The organism is Rhizobium indigoferae, assembly GCF_034554815.1.
Lineage (GTDB): Bacteria > Pseudomonadota > Alphaproteobacteria > Rhizobiales > Rhizobiaceae > Rhizobium > Rhizobium leguminosarum.
Map to the genome: position 1 here is coordinate 2264185 of NZ_CP140635.1, position 18068 is coordinate 2282252.

The 18068-nt window shown below is 60.2% G+C and carries 23 protein-coding genes; 10 read left to right on the forward strand and 13 right to left on the reverse strand.

Annotation, left to right across the window (positions count from 1 at the left end; translation table 11 throughout):
- Nucleotides 1-137: 137 nt before the first annotated feature.
- The 4 genes from U5G49_RS11500 (at nt 138) to U5G49_RS11515 (ending at nt 3145) form a co-directional block, all read left to right on the forward strand.
- Entirely contained in the window at nt 138-911 is a 774-nt protein-coding gene (locus tag U5G49_RS11500; protein WP_018242324.1) for a transporter substrate-binding domain-containing protein, read from the forward strand.
- A 113-nt stretch (nt 912-1024) separates the two neighbouring features.
- Nucleotides 1025-1831 (forward strand): ABC transporter permease, encoded by an 807-nt coding sequence (locus U5G49_RS11505; protein WP_018242325.1) that lies wholly within the window; start codon nt 1025-1027, stop codon nt 1829-1831.
- Nucleotides 1828-2658: an ABC transporter permease gene (locus tag U5G49_RS11510; RefSeq protein ID WP_018446398.1), complete on the forward strand. Its 831-nt coding sequence runs from the start codon at nt 1828-1830 to the stop codon at nt 2656-2658. Before U5G49_RS11505 ends, U5G49_RS11510 begins: the two co-directional genes overlap by 4 nt.
- Nucleotides 2659-2878: 220 nt before the next feature.
- Nucleotides 2879-3145 (forward strand): usg protein, encoded by a 267-nt coding sequence (locus U5G49_RS11515; RefSeq protein ID WP_018242327.1) that lies wholly within the window; start codon nt 2879-2881, stop codon nt 3143-3145.
- A 60-nt stretch (nt 3146-3205) separates the two neighbouring features.
- On the opposite strand, the gene U5G49_RS11520 is transcribed toward U5G49_RS11515, so the two are convergent.
- Nucleotides 3206-3928, reverse strand: coding sequence for a DUF2270 domain-containing protein (locus U5G49_RS11520; RefSeq protein ID WP_026230663.1), 723 nt, complete (start codon nt 3926-3928; stop codon nt 3206-3208).
- Nucleotides 3929-4043: 115 nt separating this feature from the next.
- Between U5G49_RS11520 and U5G49_RS11525 the strand changes: the two genes are divergently transcribed.
- The 4 genes from U5G49_RS11525 (at nt 4044) to U5G49_RS11540 (ending at nt 6489) form a co-directional block, all read left to right on the forward strand.
- Nucleotides 4044-4862 (forward strand): class I SAM-dependent DNA methyltransferase, encoded by an 819-nt coding sequence (locus U5G49_RS11525; protein ID WP_193445814.1) that lies wholly within the window; start codon nt 4044-4046, stop codon nt 4860-4862.
- 129 nt (nt 4863-4991) lie between these two features.
- Nucleotides 4992-5678: a glutathione S-transferase family protein gene (locus tag U5G49_RS11530; RefSeq protein WP_193445815.1), complete on the forward strand. Its 687-nt coding sequence runs from the start codon at nt 4992-4994 to the stop codon at nt 5676-5678.
- Nucleotides 5675-6016, forward strand: a complete 342-nt coding sequence (locus U5G49_RS11535; RefSeq protein WP_018242331.1) for an ArsR/SmtB family transcription factor — start codon at nt 5675-5677, stop codon at nt 6014-6016. The genes U5G49_RS11530 and U5G49_RS11535 overlap by 4 nt, the downstream gene beginning before the upstream one ends.
- Nucleotides 6013-6489 (forward strand): SRPBCC family protein, encoded by a 477-nt coding sequence (locus tag U5G49_RS11540; protein WP_018242332.1) that lies wholly within the window; start codon nt 6013-6015, stop codon nt 6487-6489. Before U5G49_RS11535 ends, U5G49_RS11540 begins: the two co-directional genes overlap by 4 nt.
- Nucleotides 6490-6544: 55 nt before the next feature.
- On the opposite strand, the gene U5G49_RS11545 is transcribed toward U5G49_RS11540, so the two are convergent.
- The 10 genes from U5G49_RS11545 to U5G49_RS11590 form a co-directional block, all read right to left on the reverse strand.
- Entirely contained in the window at nt 6545-7012 is a 468-nt protein-coding gene (locus tag U5G49_RS11545; protein WP_018242333.1) for a DUF1801 domain-containing protein, read from the reverse strand.
- A 46-nt stretch (nt 7013-7058) separates the two neighbouring features.
- The gene (locus U5G49_RS11550) at nt 7059-7529 is read right to left on the reverse strand and encodes a DUF1801 domain-containing protein (protein ID WP_026188421.1); all 471 of its coding nucleotides are present in this window, start codon (nt 7527-7529) and stop codon (nt 7059-7061) included.
- A 5-nt stretch (nt 7530-7534) separates the two neighbouring features.
- The gene (locus U5G49_RS11555; protein ID WP_018242335.1) at nt 7535-7762 is read right to left on the reverse strand and encodes a hypothetical protein; all 228 of its coding nucleotides are present in this window, start codon (nt 7760-7762) and stop codon (nt 7535-7537) included.
- 55 nt (nt 7763-7817) lie between these two features.
- A complete protein-coding gene (locus U5G49_RS11560; protein ID WP_018242336.1) occupies nt 7818-8228 on the reverse strand; it encodes an SRPBCC family protein in 411 nt (136 codons plus the stop codon).
- On the reverse strand, nt 8225-8548 hold the full coding sequence (locus U5G49_RS11565; RefSeq protein ID WP_018242337.1) for an ArsR/SmtB family transcription factor: 324 nt from the start codon (nt 8546-8548) through the stop codon (nt 8225-8227). The genes U5G49_RS11560 and U5G49_RS11565 overlap by 4 nt, the downstream gene beginning before the upstream one ends.
- A gap of 209 nt (nt 8549-8757) precedes the next feature.
- A complete protein-coding gene (locus U5G49_RS11570) occupies nt 8758-9582 on the reverse strand; it encodes an ABC transporter ATP-binding protein (protein WP_130652550.1) in 825 nt (274 codons plus the stop codon).
- 10 nt (nt 9583-9592) lie between these two features.
- Nucleotides 9593-10429: an aliphatic sulfonate ABC transporter permease SsuC gene (ssuC, locus tag U5G49_RS11575; RefSeq protein WP_193445816.1), complete on the reverse strand. Its 837-nt coding sequence runs from the start codon at nt 10427-10429 to the stop codon at nt 9593-9595.
- A gap of 86 nt (nt 10430-10515) precedes the next feature.
- Nucleotides 10516-11706: an FMNH2-dependent alkanesulfonate monooxygenase gene (gene ssuD / locus U5G49_RS11580; RefSeq protein ID WP_193445817.1), complete on the reverse strand. Its 1191-nt coding sequence runs from the start codon at nt 11704-11706 to the stop codon at nt 10516-10518.
- A 384-nt stretch (nt 11707-12090) separates the two neighbouring features.
- Nucleotides 12091-13056 carry an aliphatic sulfonate ABC transporter substrate-binding protein gene (locus U5G49_RS11585; protein ID WP_182563273.1) on the reverse strand — a complete coding sequence of 322 codons (966 nt, stop codon included), beginning with the start codon at nt 13054-13056 and terminating at the stop codon, nt 12091-12093.
- A 150-nt stretch (nt 13057-13206) separates the two neighbouring features.
- Nucleotides 13207-13623, reverse strand: coding sequence for a hypothetical protein (locus tag U5G49_RS11590; RefSeq protein WP_193445818.1), 417 nt, complete (start codon nt 13621-13623; stop codon nt 13207-13209).
- A 164-nt stretch (nt 13624-13787) separates the two neighbouring features.
- Here U5G49_RS11590 and U5G49_RS11595 point away from each other — a divergent pair, with 164 nt between their 5' ends.
- A complete protein-coding gene (locus tag U5G49_RS11595) occupies nt 13788-14657 on the forward strand; it encodes an NAD(P)-dependent oxidoreductase (RefSeq protein WP_182563275.1) in 870 nt (289 codons plus the stop codon).
- Complete coding sequence (locus U5G49_RS11600) at nt 14654-15337, forward strand: DNA alkylation repair protein (protein WP_193445819.1); 684 nt, start codon at nt 14654-14656, stop codon at nt 15335-15337. Before U5G49_RS11595 ends, U5G49_RS11600 begins: the two co-directional genes overlap by 4 nt.
- Nucleotides 15338-15367: 30 nt before the next feature.
- Here U5G49_RS11600 and U5G49_RS11605 read toward each other — a convergent pair whose 3' ends face one another.
- On the reverse strand, nt 15368-16264 hold the full coding sequence (locus tag U5G49_RS11605; RefSeq protein ID WP_018242346.1) for a LysR substrate-binding domain-containing protein: 897 nt from the start codon (nt 16262-16264) through the stop codon (nt 15368-15370).
- Nucleotides 16265-16716: 452 nt separating this feature from the next.
- Nucleotides 16717-17781, reverse strand: a complete 1065-nt coding sequence (locus tag U5G49_RS11610; protein ID WP_018242347.1) for a porin — start codon at nt 17779-17781, stop codon at nt 16717-16719.
- Nucleotides 17782-18068: the final 287 nt, after the last annotated feature.

Sequence of the window (18068 nt, forward strand, 5' to 3'; positions counted from 1 at the left end):
CCAATTGCGATGGGATTTGTGTTGCAATTCTATCAAAAAAAGTCTGATTATCGACGCAAGGCGGTCTCAGCACCGTTGAACTGCGGCCGTCAGCCCAAGAGAAAAAGGAGCGGCGGCTACCAACAGAGAGGATCCTCATGCTTAATCCTACCCGTATTTTCGCGGCAGCCTCGATCGCGGCGATGTCCCTTTTTGCCGGCTCGGCCATGGCCGATGGCGAGAAATATGTGATCGGCACCGATTCGACCTATCCGCCCTTCGAATTCGTTGATGCCAGTGGCACAATCCAGGGCTTCGACATCGACATCACCAAGGCGCTCTGCGCTGAAATGAAGGCCGAATGCTCCTTCGTCAGCACAGACTGGGACGGCATCATCCCGGCGCTCAACGCCAAGAAATTCGACATGATCGTTTCCTCCATGTCGATCACGCCGGAGCGCCTGAAGCTCGTCGACTTCTCCAACAAGTACTACAACACCCCGCCGGCCATTGCCGTGCCGAAGGATTCGACGATCACGGATGTCGCCGGCCTCAAGGGCAAGGTGATCGGCGCGCAGACTTCCACGACGCATGCCAACTATGCCGAGAAACATCTCGCCGACACTGAGCTGAAGCTCTATCCGACCGCTGACGAATACAAGCTTGACGTTGCCAGCGGCCGCGTCGACGCCGTCATCGACGACGTCGTCGTTCTCTCCGAATGGGTGAAGTCCGACGCTGGCGCCTGCTGCAAGATTCTGACGACCCTGCCGGTCGACAAGGAAATCAACGGCAACGGCGCAGGCATTGCCATCCGCAAGGGCGACCCGCTGAAGGAAAAGCTGAACACGGCGATCGCTGCGATCCGCGCCAGCGGCGAATACAAGAAGATCCAGGACAAGTACTTCGACTTCGACGTTTACGGCGAATAAGAAATTCGTTATCTGGCCGATGAAGGTAATGGCGGAAGGCTTGCTCTTCCGCCATTTTTGTTTGACAAAGATGGCAAGATTAAAACGGCAAAAGCCGTGAGGGGAATTCTCGCATGGGCGGATTATTTTCCGCGCTGGGCTCCTTCTGGAGCTGGATTGTGCACATCTTCGATCCGCTGTGCGGACCCGTTGGCATCTTCACTTGGCTGGCGCCGTCGACGATTCTTAGCTGTGGCGATACCGGTTGGGGCGACGAGATCGCGCTTGGCCTGCAGATCACCGTTTCGGTGGCGATCGTCACCCTGCCGATTGGCCTTGCCATCGGTTTCCTGGTGGCGCTCGGTCAGCAGTCGGAGGAGAAGTCGCTGCGGCTGGCGGCCGGCATCTACACGACGATCTTCCGCGGTCTGCCGGAGCTTCTGACGCTCTTCATCATCTATTACGGCATGCAGATGCTCATTCAGTCTCTGCTGACCTTCGTCGGCTATGACGGGCCGCCGGTCGAGATCAATGCCTTCCTCGCCGGTGTCATCGCGCTTTCGGTCGTCTTCTCGGCCTACTGTTCGGAAGTGCTACTCTCGGCCTTCCGCGCCATCCCCAAGGGACAATATGAGGCGGGAGACGCGCTTGGCCTGCATCGCGGCCGCACGCTGCGCCTGGTCATCCTGCCGCAACTCGTGCGCATCGCGCTGCCGGGCCTGACGAACCTCTGGATGGTGCTGCTGAAAGACACCTCCTACGTCTCGATCATCAGCCTTGCCGATATCCTTCGCCAGACGAGTGTCGCCGTGCGCGTGACCAAGGAACCCTTCTTCTTCTATGGCCTGGCCTGTTGCCTCTATCTGGTGCTCGCCATCCTCTCCTCCTTCCTGCTCGTCTATGTCGAGCGTTGGGCCAAGCGTTCGGAGATCAGTCGATGAGCTATGCCGAAACGCTGATCCCACCGCAGCCCGCGCCCCGCGAGGTGATGAAGCCGATGACGCCGGCGCGCATGGCCGGCTATATCTTCGTCGCGGTCTGGGCTCTGCTCGCAGCGCTTCTTGTCTTTTCCGTCGTCAATGGCTGGGATCCGGAAAAATTCACCCGTTACGGGCCGCGCTACCTCCATGGTCTCTGGATAACGCTGAGCCTCGTTTTCATTTCCGTCATCTGCGGCGCCATCCTGTCGCTGCCGCTTGCCGTGGCGCGCATGTCGAAGAACCGGGTACTGAATGCGCTGGCCTACGGCTACATCTATTTCTTCCGCGGCACGCCGCTGCTTGCCCAACTGTTCCTGGTCTATTACGGCCTCGGCATATTCCGGCCGCAGCTTGAGGCCGTCGGCATCTGGTGGTTCTTCCGCGATGCCTGGTATTGCGGCCTCTTTGCCATGACCATCAATACCGCGGCCTACCAGGCGGAAATCCTGCGCGGCGCGATCGAAAGCGTGTCGCATGGCCAGCACGAGGCGGCTGCCGCACTCGGCATCCACAAGTTCATCGCTTTCCGCAAAATCATCCTGCCACAGGCTCTCATCGTCGCGCTTCGTCCTTATGGCAACGAGATCATCCTTCTGATCAAGGGCTCGGCGGTCGTCGCCATCATCACTGTGCTCGACCTGATGGGCGAAACCCGCTACGCCTTCTCCCGCACCTTCGACTACCAGACCTATCTCTGGGCGGCGATCTTCTATCTCGTCATCGTCGAGGCCTTACGCCATCTCTGGGCCTGGATCGAACGCCGCCTGACCCGGCATCTCAAGCGCTGATGCGTGACGCCGAAACGCGTGTCGCAGTTTTGGGATAACGGCATGCATGAGACAAAGCCGACTTGGCAGCACTCTCGGCACGATGCTGCCAAGTAATTGATATAAAAAATAAATTGTCCTTTTATGAAGTATCTGTAAAGATTTCATTAACCACTCGCATGTTTCCATATCACGTAGCGCTAATAAGCGCGCGAGTGGGAACAAGAAGAAGTGGAATGCGATGCACAAGGACATGGAAAAACAATTGCAGGGCTACGGTCTGACGACCGCCCAGATCCTCTACCACCTGCCGGACCACCCGGCGATCCTGCAGACCTATGTCTGGCAGGACTACGACCTCGCCCCCGATTTTCCCGAAATGCGCGGCTTCCTGAAATTCTGGGAAGAGAAGCTCGACGGGCCGCTGCATTCGGTGCGCTACATCCACCGCAAGCTGATCTCGGCAACCGAGTGGCGGGCGCTGAAGGGCGAGTTCATCCTGCACTGATCGGCTCTGCAGCAGGATGCCGAAAAGTGTGAACGGTTCGGGCGGCATGTTCTGACCGCGTCAGACATGCGCCTCGCCATGGCCGAATTCGCCTTCGTCGCGATCCGGGCGAAGCGCGAAACCGAGCATGCCGAGATAGAAGGCGACGACAATGGCAATGACCGCAAGGCCGGGAACCGGCCCGAGCACGGCATTGTCGATGACATAGGCCCATGACTGCGCCTGCAGCGCCGGCATGCCCTCCGTCTGCAGTTTCGGCGTCGAGATCTTCAGGCACCAGGCGAGCAACAGGATGAAATACATCCAGCCGTAATTGCGTTTGAGCCGGCGGTGCATCGCCTCCTGATAGCTGAGCAGGAAGCGCGGTTTGCGCAGGCTGCGGGCGACCACCATCGCCCATTCGCCGCCGGCCCCGGCCTCCGGCGCCAGAATCTCGGCGAAATAGCAGCGCTCAATCTGGCGAATGCGGGCGCGGTAGATATCGAAGAAGCGGTAGCGCCGCGCCTCGATCATCAGCAGCAGCGTCACCAGCATCATCCCGAACAGCAGCACTCCGTGATGCGAAGTCGGCGTCGACAGCGAGACCGAAAGCAGTGCTGCGACCACGGTGATCGCCCAGTTGGAGGTCCGGTCGATGCGGTCGCGCCAACTTGTCATCCGTCCGAGTTCACCGCGGTAATAATGAATGAGCGTGTTGGTAACCTCGCTTGGAGTACTTGGCAGCAAAGGCCGTGCGTCCTCTCCTTCCCGTACCAATGACGTCCTGTCTTCCTCCATTTTCATGGCTCGTTCCTCCCTTCGTCTTCTTTTCGGCCATTCTGCGCCCGCAAGCGCACCATTGCAAAACATCGAAAGCCGCCTTAGACGCATGCGTGAAACAAAAGGACGATGGACTGCGATGGCAAAGAAGATCGACGAAGAAGCCCTTGGCGAGGCCTATAACCGCGCGCTGGCGCTGGAAAAGGCCGGTGATGTCGACGCGGCCGTTGCAGCCTATGAGGAAGTCCTGGCAATCGATCCCGACGATCACGGCGGTGCGGCCGTGCGCATTGCCGCGATGGGCCGCGGCGAAACGCCGGTCAAGGCGCCCGACGCCTATGTCGAGACCTTGTTCGACCAGCATGCCGAGGTTTTCGAGGACGTGCTCGTCGAGCAGCTCGGCTATCACGTGCCGATGCTGGTGCGCCAGCGCCTGCAGGCGCTGAAGCTCGGACCGTTCAAGCGGCTGCTCGATCTCGGCTGTGGCACAGGCCTCACCGGCGGCGCGCTGCGCGACCTCTGCGCCGATATGACCGGCATCGACATATCTGAGAAGATGGTCGAGATCGCCCATGAGAAGGACCTCTACGAAACACTCTTCGTCGCCGAGGTCGAGGATTTTCTCGACGACAACGACGAGGAAGCCTTCGACATCATCTCCGCCACCGACGTGCTGCCCTATCTCGGCGCGCTCGAACCGCTATTCTTCGGCGCCGCCGAGAACCTGACACCGGGCGGCCTGTTCATCTTCTCCTCGGAAACCCTGCCCGAGGAAATACTCGCCGGCCGTGCCTATATGGTCGGCCCGCACCAGCGCTTCGCCCATGCCGACGCCTATGTGAGAGAACGCCTGACGGCCACCGGTTTCGAACTCGTCGAGATATCGGATATCAATGTGCGCATGGAAGACGGCCGGCCGACACCAGGCCATCTGGTGATCGCCCGATATATCGGCTGAAGCTAATGCACCTGATATTCGCCTGACGGAATAGTTTCGCAGTTGGCGAAGTATCTGTTGCATGATGCGCCATGACCTGATAGTTAGTCGATCGGTAAAGTTTACCGCAACGATAGGAAAGGTCGCCGCATGTCGCTCGTGCTTTATGGGCATCCGCTCGCCTCCTTCTGCCACAAAGTGCTGATCGCGCTTTATGAAAACGGCACCCCTTTCGAAAATCGCATCGTCGATCTTTCCGACGAAAGCTCGCGCGCCGATCTCTTCCGCTTCTGGCCGATCGGCAAGATGCCACTGCTGCGGGACGAGGCGCGCGACAGCACCATTCCCGAGACATCGATCATCATCGAATATCTTGAGCAATATTATCCGGGGCCTCTTCGCCTGCTGCCCCTGGAGATCGACCGGGCGCTGCAAGTCCGCCTTTGGGATCGCTTCTTCGATCATTATGTTCAGGCGCCGATGCAGACGCTGGTTAGCAATCTCCGGCGTCCTGAGGGCACGGCCGACGAAATCGAGGTCACGGCCGCCAAGGCGACGCTTGCCACCGCTTACTCGATGATCGAAAAGCAGCTCGCCGACAAACCCTGGATATCCGGTGACAGCTTCACTATGGCCGATTGCGCCGCCGCCCCCGCGCTCTTCTATGCCGAGACGCTGATCCCCTTCACTCCGGAACAGCCGAACCTTCGCGCCTATTACGATCGGCTGCTGGCGCGCCCGTCCTTTGCAAGGGCGCTGAACGAGGCCCGCCCCTACTTCAAGTTCTATCCCTACAAAGAGAGGCTGCCCGCCCGCTTCCGGGATGCGGCGGGATGATCGAAAGCCAAGCGGATCTCGACCGCATGTTTCATGCGCTTTCCGATCGCAGCCGCCGCGGCATGATCGATCGTCTCGGCCGCGGCCCGGCCTCCGTCACCGAACTGGCCGCGCCGCTCGCCGTTGCCTTGCCGACGGTGATGAAACATCTGCAAGTGTTGGAGGAGAGCGGCCTCGTGCTCTCCGAAAAAACCGGCCGGGTGCGAACCTACCGCCTGCAACAGGATGCGCTTGCTGCCGTCGAGCGCTGGGTAGAACAGCGAAAGATCCGCTGGACGAGCACCTTCGACAGGCTGGATCAATTTCTCGGCAATGAAACGGAGAGCCTTCCCGAATGACGACGCCATCCGCCGAACACGCCACTCTCGTCATCGAGCGTCACCTGAAGGCGCCAGTCGCTCGCGTCTTCCGCGCCTGGTCGGCACCGGAGGCCAAACGCCAATGGTTCGCCTGCCACGGCGAGTGGCAGGCGCTGGACTATGGTCTCGATTTCCGCCCCGGCGGCACGGAGAGGAACTACGTCGCCGATACCGACGGCCTTCTGCACGCCTATGATGCCCACTACATCGATATCGTGCCCAATGCCCGCATCATCTATGCCTATGAGATGAAGCTCGGCGAAACCCGCATCTCCGCCTCCCTCACAACCGTCGCCTTCGAAGCCGAACCCGGCGGGACCAAAATGGTTTTCACCGAACAGGTGGTCTTCCTCGACGGCTACGCCGACAACGGCGCCCGCCTCCAGGGTACCGAAATCGGCCTCGACAATCTGGAGCTCTTCCTCGAGCGCGAGGAAAGCCCCATTCACTGACACATGTCGCCAAATCAAGTTCGATGCGACGCGTTTCAGGCGATGTTGCCAAGCATCAAGCGCTGCTTGGTTTTTGTCGGGAGCTGGCGGGGCGAGCAGCAGCTCGCGTTGACGTGTTGAGTGCTGCGGCGGCGCGAACGAGCGTCTTCAACGCCTGCTCGTCAATTTCATCGCCTTCGTGGAAATCGATGGCGCGCCTGGTATTGCCGTCAAGGCTGGAGTTGAAAAGGCCTGAAGGGTCCTCCAGCGAAGCGCCTTTGGCGAAGGTCAGCTTCACCACGCTCTTGTAGGTTTCGCCGGTGCAGATGATGCCGGCGCGCTCCCACACGGGAACCCCTCTCCACTTCCATTCCTCGACCACATCGGGCTCGGCCTGCCTGATCAGAGTTCGGACCCGAGCGAGCGTCTGGCCTCGCCAATCGCTCAACTCCTCGATTCTCGCATCGATCAAACGAGAAGGAGAGTCTCCGTCCTTCTCTTCGCTCGAGCCGCTCTTCTTCATGGTTGCCGTGGCTTTCTTCATCGATATCGCTCCTCCATCCCTTAAGTGCTGATGACCTGGCGTCCGCTCACATTCGTTCACCGGGCAATTTGCTGGCTTGCTCCACCCAGGCGGCGAGCTGAGCCTCGTCGAGTTGGTCTGCCTCATGGATGTGGAAGTAACGCACTTCCTTTTGTTTGGACTCGCCGGGCGGGATGGGACTGAGCGACATGCCGCGGAAGAAAGCGAGTTTGATGTAGTTCGCGAAGCAATGGACACCGAGGAACCAGCCCTGCCCTTCGATGCCATAGAGGGGCGAGTTCCATTTCACGGCCTTGTACACCCCAGGTACCGTGTGCGTGATGAGCGCATCGAGGCGATGCCCGACATCGCTTTTCCAGCCGGGCATGGCGGCGATGTAGGCTTGCACGGGAGCGTCACCGTAACCCTTGGCAATCTGAGGGTTGCCCCCCGAAAGAAGGGTCGGCCCCGCGCTCTCAGGCTTGGCGGCTGTCTTCCTCGTGACCTTCGCTGCGGTCTTGGACGTCTTGCCGGCCATTCTGTTCACCCCCATCCGCTGCTGCGCCTCGCGCTGCGCCATCTGGTGGCATGAGGCAGGACGAACAAGTACAGACCGGTGAGCAGGAGCAAGGCGAGCGGAAGAAGCGCCAAAAGCCCCACCCCGACGGAGGATCTCTCCTGCACCATGGCGATGATATTAATTATGACGGCCAGCGTAAAGGCAATGGACAGCCAACGGTGGATCTGCCGACACCAGTTATTCCAATTCACGGGAACCTCCTGCGAAAACGAGCCGAAGCGGATGGCGTATCCGTTGGCATCTGTCTCACTCGATCCGCGCCAGCACCTGCTCCAGCTTTGCGAAGAATTGTTGCCAGCCGCTCCTGGCGCCCCCGTAAGCCTGCCGCTGATCCGGCCGGAAGCCCGATTGCTCCATACGCAGGTGCGTGCCCGCGCCCGTAGGCGTGAGAGTCCAGGTGACGACGCTTGCCAGATCATAGGCAGCCCACGTGTAAGACAGGGTTTTGTTCGGCTCGACTTCCAGGACCTGGCAATCGACGGATCCCCAATCCGCGCTGAGCTTAAAACGGTGATCCACGACCGGCACGAAGTCATTCTTCATCAGCCAGTCCGCGATCAGATGCGGCTGGGTGAGCGCGCGCCAGATCTTTTCCGGCGGAAAAGGGATCTCTCGCTCGACGACGACGGAACGGGTTTCAGTCGATGTTTCGGTCATTGGTCCATCCTTTTCAGTAGGTCTTCCAGCTGGTCGAACCGATTTTGCCAAAAACCAGCCATCTCACTTGTCCAGTCGACCAGCGGCGCCAGCGCACCGAGCTGCGCGCTATAGTGCGTCTGGCGACCTTCGTGACGGTCACGCACCAATCCGGCCTGCTTCAGGATTCCGAGATGTTTCGAGACGACCGGTTGCGAGACCCCAGCGCGTGCCGTCAAAGCCCCGACCGTCTTCTCTCCTTCGCGGCACAGCCGTTCGAAAAGAGCCCGCCGCGTCGGATCGGCGAGCGTTCTGAAGAGCAAGTCTTGAGCGTTTGACATCTACAATCCATACCCCACTGACTATGGATTAACGTATAGCCATAGAGGTATAGGTGAGTCAAGCTGGACGTGAGACGACTTAGGGAAACTGTTGTTGCTGATTTTAGCGCACGTGGCAGCGCGCCTCGGCAGAGACGGGTGAATGTCTCATACCCAGGCGCCTATGCATTTCCGCCATTGATCATGCAGCTTCGCAAACGGCGCTGGGATCAATGCCCGCCGTCGGTGCCGAGGATCGCGGCAAGCAGCCGGCCTTCGAGCTCGGCGAGGCCGGGATGGCCGTGCCGGCGCGGATGTGGATAAGGAATGGGAAGATCGAGCGCGATCCGCCCCTCGTCGAGCACGATGACCCGGTCGGCGAGATGCACCGCCTCGCTGACATCATGGGTGACGAGCACGGCGGTGAAACCGAGTTCGCGCCAGACGCGGTTGATGAGTTCCTGCATGCTGATCCGCGTCAGCGCATCGAGAGCGCCGAGCGGTTCATCAAGCGCCAGCACGCCCGGCCGGCTCACCAGCGCCCGCGCCAGTGCCACGCGCTGCCGCTGACCGCCGGAAAGGCGCGCCGGCCATTCTCCGGCCTTCTCGCCAAGCTGGACTTCGGCAAGCACGGCATCGGCCGCCTTCAGCGCCGCCCGTCTATCGATGCCGTCGCCGAGCCCGACGACGACATTGTCGGCGACACTGAGCCAGGGGAGCAGCCTTGGCTCCTGAAAGACGATGCGCGCATTGGGGCTGGCCTGTGCGCCGTCGGCATCCTCGAAATGCAGCTCGCCGGCACTCGGCGCGTCAAGGCCCATCAGGATGCGCAGCAGCGTGCTCTTGCCGCATCCACTCTTGCCGATCACGGCAACGAACTGGCCGGCCGGAATATGCAGATTGATGCCGCGCAGTACGCGGTTGGCCCCGAAACTCTTTTCAAGCCCCGTCAGGCTGATCGCCGCTGCCCCCGCAGGCGCATTGCGCTCCGCCGCAGGTGTATAGGCTGGCTCTTCGGCGACGGCGTGAAAACGCTCATGCGCGATCGATGTCATGGCGTCTTTCCTATTTCTGATAGACCGGGTTCCAGGCGAGCAGCCGCCTCTCCAGCACTCGGGCGATGACATCGGCAAGTTTGCCGAGCACGGCATAGATGACGAGGGCGAGTACGACGACGTCGGTCATCATGAATTCGCGGGCATTGTTGGCCATATGGCCGATGCCCGAGGATGCGGCGATCGATTCCGATACGATCAGCGTCAGCCACATGATGCCTAGTGCATATCTGAGGCCGACGAAGATCGACGGCAGCGCGCCTGGAAAGATCACCTTGCGGAACAGCGTCCAGTTGCCCATGCCATAGACCTTGCCCATCTCGATCAGGTCGCGATCGACATTGCGAACCCCGTGATAGGTGTTGAGATAAACGGGGAAGAGCACGCCGAGCGAGGTGAGAAACAGCTTCGATTCCTCCCCGATCCCGAACCACAGGATGACGAGCGGGATCATCGCCAGATGCGGAATGGTGCGCAGCATCTGCAGCGTCGTATCGGTCAGTTGTTCCGAAATGCGCGATACACCGTTGGCGATGCCGAGCAGGAAACCGATCGAGCCGCCGACGAGAAGGCCGGCAAAGGCGCGGCCGGCGCTCACCAGCACGTCATTCGGCAACTGGCCGGAAACCGTCGTCGACCAGAAGGCCAGGCCGACATCGGCCGGCGACGGCATGATGCGCGATGAGATCCAGCCGGCCGAGGAGGCAAGCTGCCAGAACGCCACAATCGCCACCGGCACCAGATAGGGCGTCAGCCTGTCCAGGCCGGGCAGCGGCAGGCGCAAACCCGCCTTTCCAACCTTGTCGGAAGCGACCGACCGTACGAACGGAGTATCGAAAGTCGACATGCATTGTCCTCGCGCTTATCGAAAGCAGGATGCCGCAAGCCGTAAGCGGCTTGCGGCGGTGTCACGCTCTGCGTCTTCGTTCGAACTCAGGAGCCGGAGACGACTTTCAGATTGCCGCCATGGCTGCCGCCTGCGAAGATCTGCTTGCGGCCGAACTCGTTGTTGAAGCCCAGGCGCTGCTGCTCGCGAGTGATGCCAAGCTCGGGGAAAAGCAGCTCGGCGACGCGATAGGCCTCTTCGAGATGCGGATAGCCGGAGCCGATCACCGTATCGATGCCGATCTCCTGATATTCGCGAAGGCGCGCGGCCACCGTCTTCGGCGAGCCAACCAGCGCCGTGCCCGCACCGGCGCGCACCAGGCCGACGCCGGCCCAGAGGTTCGGAGAGACTTCGAGCTTGTCGCGGCGTCCGCCATGAAGGGCGGCCATGCGCTTCTGGCCGACCGAGTCGGACTCGTGGACAAAGCGCTCCTGCGCCTCGCGGATCGTATCGTCGTCGAGATGACGGATCAGCCGCTCGGCTGCCTCCCACGCCTCATCATCGGTTTCGCGCACAATGAAGTGCAGACGAATGCCGAAGCTCACCTCGCGGCCGCGTTCGCCGGCGGCCTTGCGCACCTTGGTGATCTTCTCGGCAACCTGTGCCGGCGGCTCGCCCCAGGTCAGGTACTTGTCGACGCGGCCGACGGAGAAATCGATACCGGCATCCGACGAGCCGCCGAAATAGAGCGGCGGGCGCGGGTTCTGCACCGAGGGGAAGCCAAGGCGCGCATTGGTCGCCTTGATATATTTGCCGTCGAAGCTTGCCGTTCCCTTTTCCAGCAGTTCCTCAAAGACGGTGAAGAACTCCTCGGCATGGGCGTAGCGCTCGTCATGCTCGAGATGGATGCCATCGCCGGCAAGCTCCGCCGGGCTGCCGCCGACGACGATGTTGAGCAGCAGCCGGCCGTTGGAGATGCGGTCGAGCGTCGTCGCAAGACGCGCGTAATAGGCAGGCGATGCCGTGCCGGGGCGGATCGCCACCAGGAACTGCAGCTTCTCGGTCTTTGCGGCAAGGGCGGCGGCGGTCACGAAGGATTCCTCGCAGGCAACCCCGGTCGGCAGCAGTACGCCGGAATAGCCGAGCCGGTCGGCAGCCTGGGCGATTTGCGTGAGATAACCAATCTCTGGCGCCCGGTTGAGCTCGGAGGAGCCGAGATAGGTGCCGTCGCCCGATGTCGGGATGAACCAGAGGAAATTGATAGGTTCGGATTTACCTGTATGGGAGGTGGTGGTCATGGAAGACGGTCCTTTAGCTGCGAAATTCGAAAATCAACTCGCGCGGTGGAGATGGCCGCTGGCAAGCGGCAACAAGCAGACTGTCTGCCCACTCGGCGCCGCCGCCGCGCGAATGCTTGGGAGGATCGCGGTGGCGGCGGAGGCTGTAGCAAGGCCGGCTGTCCATGTATGCGTGAGCATCTGAAATATCCCTGTCGATCGGATGGTGGCTGGCCGACGCCTTTCAGTGTCCGCGTCGATCGTCAGGATACTGACATAGACCACCAATTAGATCGACAATATCAATTTGCTATTATAATCCGTTTTGGAGAATATTTTTCCGGTTTGGCGGCATGAAGACCCTCTCCATGCCGCCCCGCGGAAATCTTAGCCCTGGTCGAAAAATCAGCTCGCCTTGGGACGCCAGACGATGTCGCCGGTCGTAAGCTTCTTCGGCAGGATACCGAGTCCATAGAACTCGTCTGCGAGCGCCTGCTGATAGGCGGCGGCGGCATCGGTGATCGTCGAGACGCTGCCGAGATCGGCGCCCTTGCGCGTCAATGTCACGCGCGTCACGTCAGCCGGCACGCCGGTGATTTCGGAAAGCTCCTTCACCGTTTCGTCGAGATTGCTCTGTGCCGACTTTCCGACCTTGGCAAGCTCATCGATCACGTCGACGACCACTTGCCCGTTGGCATCGGTGAAATCACGGTTGGCGAGGAAGAAACTGTAGGAGTCGACGATGCCTTCGGCGGTCGTCAGGATACGTGTCTCCGGATCAGCTTCGGCAATCGCCAGATAAGGATCCCAGATCGACCAGGCGTCGATGCTGCCATTCTTGAACGCGGCGGCAGCATCCGGCGGCGAAAGATCGAGCTGCTCGACATCTTCGGGCTTCAGGCCTGCCTTGCGCAGAACCTTGACGGTTACATTATGCGCGCTGGAGCCGCGCTTGAAAGCGACCTTTTTACCTTTGAGGTCTTCAAGCGTCTTGATGGGCGAATCCTTGCGCACGAGGATGGCCGAGGCTGCCGGGCTACCCTTGTAGAGACCGACATAATAGAGCTGCCCGCCGGCCGCCTGGGCAAAGAGCGGCGGCACATCGCCGGTCGCGCCGAAATCGAGAGCGCCGGCGCCCAATGCTTCGAGAAGCGGCGGGCCGGAGGTGAATTCCGACCAACTGACGGTAATGCCGCGATCGGCAAGCCGCTTCTCAAGTGCGCTGCGACGTTTGGCGAGCGCCAGCACGCCGTTCTTCTGCCAACCGATACGGAACTCGCTGGCAGCAGCGCGTGCCGGCCTGACAGCCGGCAGGATTGCCGTAGCCGCGGTCGCTGCGAAAAGCCCGAGCGTTTGTCGACGTGAAATCATGACTTTCCCCTTTTTCATGGTGCCAAGCCTGCTTTCGGCTGGTCGACCTGTCAGTGATGAACGCCATGATGATGAAATCTATAATTTATATCGACAATTTTATTTGCGAGATTCGGCCTTTGCTGAAATTTTGCGGCCCGGAAATCGCCCTTAAGCGGATTTTTTTCGCGCGTCCGCTATGCCGGCTACTATTCCGCTTCCTTCCCAACCTTCGGCGGCCAGACGCTCCCGGATAAAGGTGGGGCCGCCGGCAAGACGGTTCGCAAGCAGGCTTGCGGGATCGACGATGCGCCAATAGGGCGTGACCGTCGAAACCGGCTCACCCTTCTCCAATGCGCCGAAGGACAGTTCGACGATCGCACGCAAATGCCGCTGCACGGTTACCGGGCAACAGGCATCCGCCCGATATTGGTCAGCGAGACGACGGCGGAGAACGCCGACGTCGGTAAGGACACCTTCCGGTGCTGATCGAATCTGCTCTGCGACCATCTGCAGCGATGGAATGAGCATAGCCTGCATTCCGCTGCGGCCTTTGCGCCGCGGCTTGATCGTCGGAATTTCGCTCATGTCACCCTCCGGAAACATTGTGCCCTCTCCTGGATCTAGGGCTGCTCCGAAGGGTGGCCAGCCTCATATGCGTCAATCCGAAGGAAGTCCGTCTTCACGGGCTTTTCTGCTCCCGCCGTTTCGGTTAATCCTCGAACTTGCACTTGAGGAAAAGGATAGGACATATGGCTAAAGTCGCGTTCATCGGTCTCGGCGTCATGGGTTTCCCCATGGCGGGCCATCTGAAGACGAAGGGCGGCCACGATGTTACCGTCTACAACCGTACCGCCGAAAAAGCCGCCGCCTGGGCCGAGAAATTCTCCGGCAAATCCGCCTCCACCCCGGCCGAGGCCGCCGCCGGTGCCGATTTCGTCTTCGTCTGCGTCGGCAATGACGAAGATCTCCGGTCGGTGACATTGGGCGAGAACGGCGCCCTGCACGGCATGAAGCCAGGTTCGGTGCTGATCGACAACACCACCGCCAGCGCTGAAGTCGCCCGCGAACTTTATGCCGCGGCAAAGGAAAACGGTGTCGATTTCATCGACGCTCCTGTCTCCGGCGGCCAGGCCGGCGCTGAAAACGGTGTCCTGACCGTCATGTGCGGCGGCGACGAGGCCGTCTTCGAACGCGCCAGACCTGTCATCGACGCCTATGCCCGCATGGTTGGTTTGATGGGACCGGCAGGCTCGGGCCAGTTGACCAAGATGGTCAACCAGATCTGCATTGCCGGCCTCGTCCAGGGACTTGCCGAAGCGCTGCATTTCGGCAAGCGTGCTGGCCTCGATATCGAAAAGGTGGTCGAGGTGATCTCCAAGGGGGCAGCCGGCTCCTGGCAGATGGAAAACCGCCACAAGACCATGAACGCAGGCAAGTATGATTTCGGCTTCGCGGTCGACTGGATGCGCAAGGATCTCGGCATCGTGCTCACCGAAGCCCGCCGCAACGGCGCCAAGCTGCCGGTCACCGCCGTCGTCGACCAGTTCTATGGCGACGTGCAGGCAATGGGCGGCAATCGCTGGGACACATCCTCGCTGCTCGCCCGCCTCGAAAAATGATCGGCCCCTCCTCCGATGCGGCCGAATTGATCGCGCATCTCGAAACGCTGCGCTCGGAGGAGAATGTTGCCGGCATGGCGCGCTTTGGCATCGTCACCGATCGCGCCCTCGGAATCTCCAATCCCGATATCAGGGCGGTCGCCGGACTGGCGAAGAAGGATCACGCCAGGGCAATGCAGCTCTGGCGAAGCGATATCCGCGAAGCCCGCCTGCTCGCCCTCTACACCGCCGAGCCGAAGCGGTTGACCATGGAAGAGGCTCGAAGTTGGGCCAATGATTTCAACTCGTGGGAGATCGTCGATTGCGCCGCCGATCTCTTCGTTGAAGCCCGGCTGGACGAGCTCATCTCAGACCTCGCCGCAGACGAGCGTGAATTTATCAGGCGCACCGCCTTCGCCATGATTGCCGGTGCCGCGGTTCACTTAAAAAAGGAACCTGATGCGACCATCCTTGACTGGTTGCCGCTGATCGAGGCCCATGCCGGCGACCCGCGAAACTTCGTGCGCAAGGCGGTCAACTGGGCGCTGCGCAGCATCGGCAAGCGCAATCTCACCTGCCATGCGCCGGCACTGACGCTCGCAAAGGCCCTGGCGGAAAGCCCTGACAAAACCGCCCGCTGGATCGGCAAGGATGCCGTCAGGGAGTTGGCTGGCGAAAAGCTATTGGCACGGTTGATATAAGGCGAATGCCGGCTCGCGTGGCGCTGTAAGTCAATGCTGTTTGGATTTTTCGACCAGGAAATCGATCAGGACCCGCACCGCCGGCGGCATGCCCTTGGCTGTCGTGAAGACGATATAGAACTGGCTCTCCTCCGACTGCCATTCTGGCAGCACCCGCACCAGCTTGCCGGCCTGGAGATCGGCCTCGCAGGCACTTTCGAGCAAAAGCCCGAAGCCGAGGCCGGCACGGGCCGCGTCGAGGATAGCGGTCATGCTGCGGCAGGTGAGCCGTGGCTGATGCCGAATCACCCGCTTGGCGTCATTCGGACCGACCAGTTCCCAGGTATGGAACGATACCCATGACGTCATTGCCAGCGTCGGCAGGTCGGCGAGTTCGTCCACGCAACTCAAGGTGCCAGTGCGCTCGACGAGCGACGGACTTGCAACCAGGATACGCCTGATACGGTCGAGCTTGCGCATCGTCAGACTCGTCTGCGTCTCCGGCTCGTTGGTCGCTCTCACTTCAAGGTCGATTCGTTCGTTGATGAGGTCGGCGCGCCGGTCGGAGCCGATGATCTGCAGCTTGATCTTCGGATAACGTTCCAGGAATTCGGGCAGGATTCCCCCGACCGAGATGTCGACGAGGCCAAGCGGGCAGCCCATGCGCACCACACCTTGCGGGTCGGACTGAGCCTCGCTGACGATCGACTTGGCGCGATCGGCCTCCTGCAGGATGGTCTGGCATCTTTCGTAGAAAGCTTGGCCGATCTCAGTCACCCGGAAGTGACGGGTCGAGCGTTCTATGAGCCTTGCACCAAGCCCTTCCTCAAGCCGGCTGACCCGCCTGCTGAGTTTCGAACGTGGTATTTTGAGATCGCGACTTGCAGAAGCGAAACCGCCGCTGGAGACGACAGCGGCGAAATAATAGTAGTCGTTGAGATCGTCCATAAGAACAAGCTATCCGCGAGTAGGAATGAATGCCGCCCCCCAGCAAGGGTTGTATCCTCTCTCCCAAAAAGCGGTGATCACATTGTCGGCATTGGATTTTCTTTTCGCGACCTGTTGCGACAAAGCCAGCCAACACCGCATAGGAAGACAGACCAACAGCCGTCCGCGCGATAAATCTATCGGTGGATCCAGCTCGTTTGAAAGATTGAAAACGGGGTGCCTCAAGAAACGAGGCGGGCAGATGCCGACGTGCGATACGCAACGTACCTGTTCGGCTCACCTGAAAAGACGATCCTGAAAGACTGCCTTGAAGACTGTGCGTCAAAAACGCTGCAAGGACGGTCCGGCAGGGAAGACCGGACCCGTCCCCGTAGCTGATCGGAGGTCACTCGGATCAGAAACTGATTTAAGTGCTCCCGGTCCGAAGACCGGGAGCATATCCACCAAGTGGATTAGAACGAACGCTGCAGACGGAAGTAGCCCGTCGTGGAGTCGTCGCCATCATCCGGATCGAGGTACTGAACCGAAGCCTTGGCGTAGAAGTTGTCGACGATCTGGTAATCAACGGTCAGACCGACCTTCCATGCATCACCGGCACCGTCGTAATCGCTAGGAACGGTGTCAAACGCGCTGGCACCGCCGATGTAGTTGCCGTAGTACTGAACACCCGGGGTGATTTTCAGCTTGTCGGTTGCCTTGATGGCGTATTCGGCAGCAACTGCCCATTCAGCCGTCGAGTAGTAGGAGTTCGGGCCGGAAGAGTACACAGCAGCGAGGCCGAGCGTACCGGGACCGATGTCAACCGTACCCATTGCACGGACAGCGCCGTCTTCGTTGTCGACGTCCCAGCCGCCAGTGACCTGGTAGCTGAACGCGCCGGCAGTGCCGCCGATGCCGAAGGCAACGCCGACATTGTTCGGACCATCGTTCGGAACAAGGAGGCCGGTGACGGGATCCACGTCACCCTGATAAACGCCGTCTTCCAGTTCATCGACGCTGATACCAGCGTAGAAGGTGCCGCTTTCATACTGATAGCGGATGGAGTTGTGCAGCGTTACGACCGAGCCGATGTCGTCGGTTTCGCCAGAGAGACCATCGTCCCACCAGCTGTAGAACAGACCAGCGCGGAAGCCCGCGATGTCGAGGTAAGCGGAATCGAGAATGGCGTCCTGAGCCGTGGCGTTGTCAGCATTGAACTGCATGACGATGACGCCGGTCAGCGGACCATATTCGGTGTCGCTCTTGGCCGTGAACTGAACCTGACCGCGGGTGACGGCATCCCAGTCCGAATCGCCGCCGACGTCTTCGCCAACGTTAACCTGGAAACGGATGTAGCCTTCGATCTTGAGGCAGGTTTCGGTGCCCGGGATGTAGAAGTAGCCGGTGCCGTAGGCGTCGCAGACGCGAACATATTCAACCGGTTCCGGCTCAGCAGCAACAATAGCGTCAGCTGCAAGAACCGGCGTCGATGCAGCAAATGCTGCTGCTGATGCAAGCAAAACCATTCTGATGTTCATTTACCAATCCATTCCTTTGTCGATCGGGGCTGGCTTCAGATCGGGTAGTCGATTTGAAGCCGGCCCAGTTTGAACAGCCATCTCGGCGTGCGGATCGATCGAACCGCCAAACCGTCATCACATACAAGGCCCTATCAAGCAATTCTCGATACACGCCAGATGGGTTCTCACGGGCAACTTTCCCCGACAACGTGATTTTTATACAACAATTTCAAATATTTATACGAAAGACATGCCAAACGGCTCCGCGACGGAAATCTTCCATCGCAAGCCGCAAACTCTAAACC

What these genes read in the sequence shown, in the direction of transcription:
- U5G49_RS11600 (WP_193445819.1), top strand. Translation starts at nt 14,654, where the DNA reads ATGATCGGCCCCTCCTCCGATGCGGCCGAATTGATCGCGCATCTCGAA.
- U5G49_RS11570 (WP_130652550.1), bottom strand. Translation starts at nt 9,582, where the DNA reads ATGACATCGATCGCGCATGAGCGTTTTCACGCCGTCGCCGAAGAGCCA.
- U5G49_RS11530 (WP_193445815.1), top strand. Translation starts at nt 4,992, where the DNA reads ATGTCGCTCGTGCTTTATGGGCATCCGCTCGCCTCCTTCTGCCACAAA.
- U5G49_RS11510 (WP_018446398.1), top strand. Translation starts at nt 1,828, where the DNA reads ATGAGCTATGCCGAAACGCTGATCCCACCGCAGCCCGCGCCCCGCGAG.
- U5G49_RS11500 (WP_018242324.1), top strand. Translation starts at nt 138, where the DNA reads ATGCTTAATCCTACCCGTATTTTCGCGGCAGCCTCGATCGCGGCGATG.
- U5G49_RS11605 (WP_018242346.1), bottom strand. Translation starts at nt 16,264, where the DNA reads ATGGACGATCTCAACGACTACTATTATTTCGCCGCTGTCGTCTCCAGC.
- U5G49_RS11520 (WP_026230663.1), bottom strand. Translation starts at nt 3,928, where the DNA reads ATGAAAATGGAGGAAGACAGGACGTCATTGGTACGGGAAGGAGAGGAC.
- U5G49_RS11610 (WP_018242347.1), bottom strand. Translation starts at nt 17,781, where the DNA reads ATGAACATCAGAATGGTTTTGCTTGCATCAGCAGCAGCATTTGCTGCA.
- ssuC (WP_193445816.1), bottom strand. Translation starts at nt 10,429, where the DNA reads ATGTCGACTTTCGATACTCCGTTCGTACGGTCGGTCGCTTCCGACAAG.
- U5G49_RS11505 (WP_018242325.1), top strand. Translation starts at nt 1,025, where the DNA reads ATGGGCGGATTATTTTCCGCGCTGGGCTCCTTCTGGAGCTGGATTGTG.
- U5G49_RS11560 (WP_018242336.1), bottom strand. Translation starts at nt 8,228, where the DNA reads ATGACCGAAACATCGACTGAAACCCGTTCCGTCGTCGTCGAGCGAGAG.
- U5G49_RS11565 (WP_018242337.1), bottom strand. Translation starts at nt 8,548, where the DNA reads ATGTCAAACGCTCAAGACTTGCTCTTCAGAACGCTCGCCGATCCGACG.
- U5G49_RS11515 (WP_018242327.1), top strand. Translation starts at nt 2,879, where the DNA reads ATGCACAAGGACATGGAAAAACAATTGCAGGGCTACGGTCTGACGACC.
- U5G49_RS11550 (WP_026188421.1), bottom strand. Translation starts at nt 7,529, where the DNA reads ATGGCCGGCAAGACGTCCAAGACCGCAGCGAAGGTCACGAGGAAGACA.
- U5G49_RS11590 (WP_193445818.1), bottom strand. Translation starts at nt 13,623, where the DNA reads ATGAGCGAAATTCCGACGATCAAGCCGCGGCGCAAAGGCCGCAGCGGA.
- U5G49_RS11595 (WP_182563275.1), top strand. Translation starts at nt 13,788, where the DNA reads ATGGCTAAAGTCGCGTTCATCGGTCTCGGCGTCATGGGTTTCCCCATG.
- U5G49_RS11535 (WP_018242331.1), top strand. Translation starts at nt 5,675, where the DNA reads ATGATCGAAAGCCAAGCGGATCTCGACCGCATGTTTCATGCGCTTTCC.
- U5G49_RS11545 (WP_018242333.1), bottom strand. Translation starts at nt 7,012, where the DNA reads ATGAAGAAAGCCACGGCAACCATGAAGAAGAGCGGCTCGAGCGAAGAG.
- ssuD (WP_193445817.1), bottom strand. Translation starts at nt 11,706, where the DNA reads ATGACCACCACCTCCCATACAGGTAAATCCGAACCTATCAATTTCCTC.
- U5G49_RS11585 (WP_182563273.1), bottom strand. Translation starts at nt 13,056, where the DNA reads ATGATTTCACGTCGACAAACGCTCGGGCTTTTCGCAGCGACCGCGGCT.
- U5G49_RS11540 (WP_018242332.1), top strand. Translation starts at nt 6,013, where the DNA reads ATGACGACGCCATCCGCCGAACACGCCACTCTCGTCATCGAGCGTCAC.
- U5G49_RS11525 (WP_193445814.1), top strand. Translation starts at nt 4,044, where the DNA reads ATGGCAAAGAAGATCGACGAAGAAGCCCTTGGCGAGGCCTATAACCGC.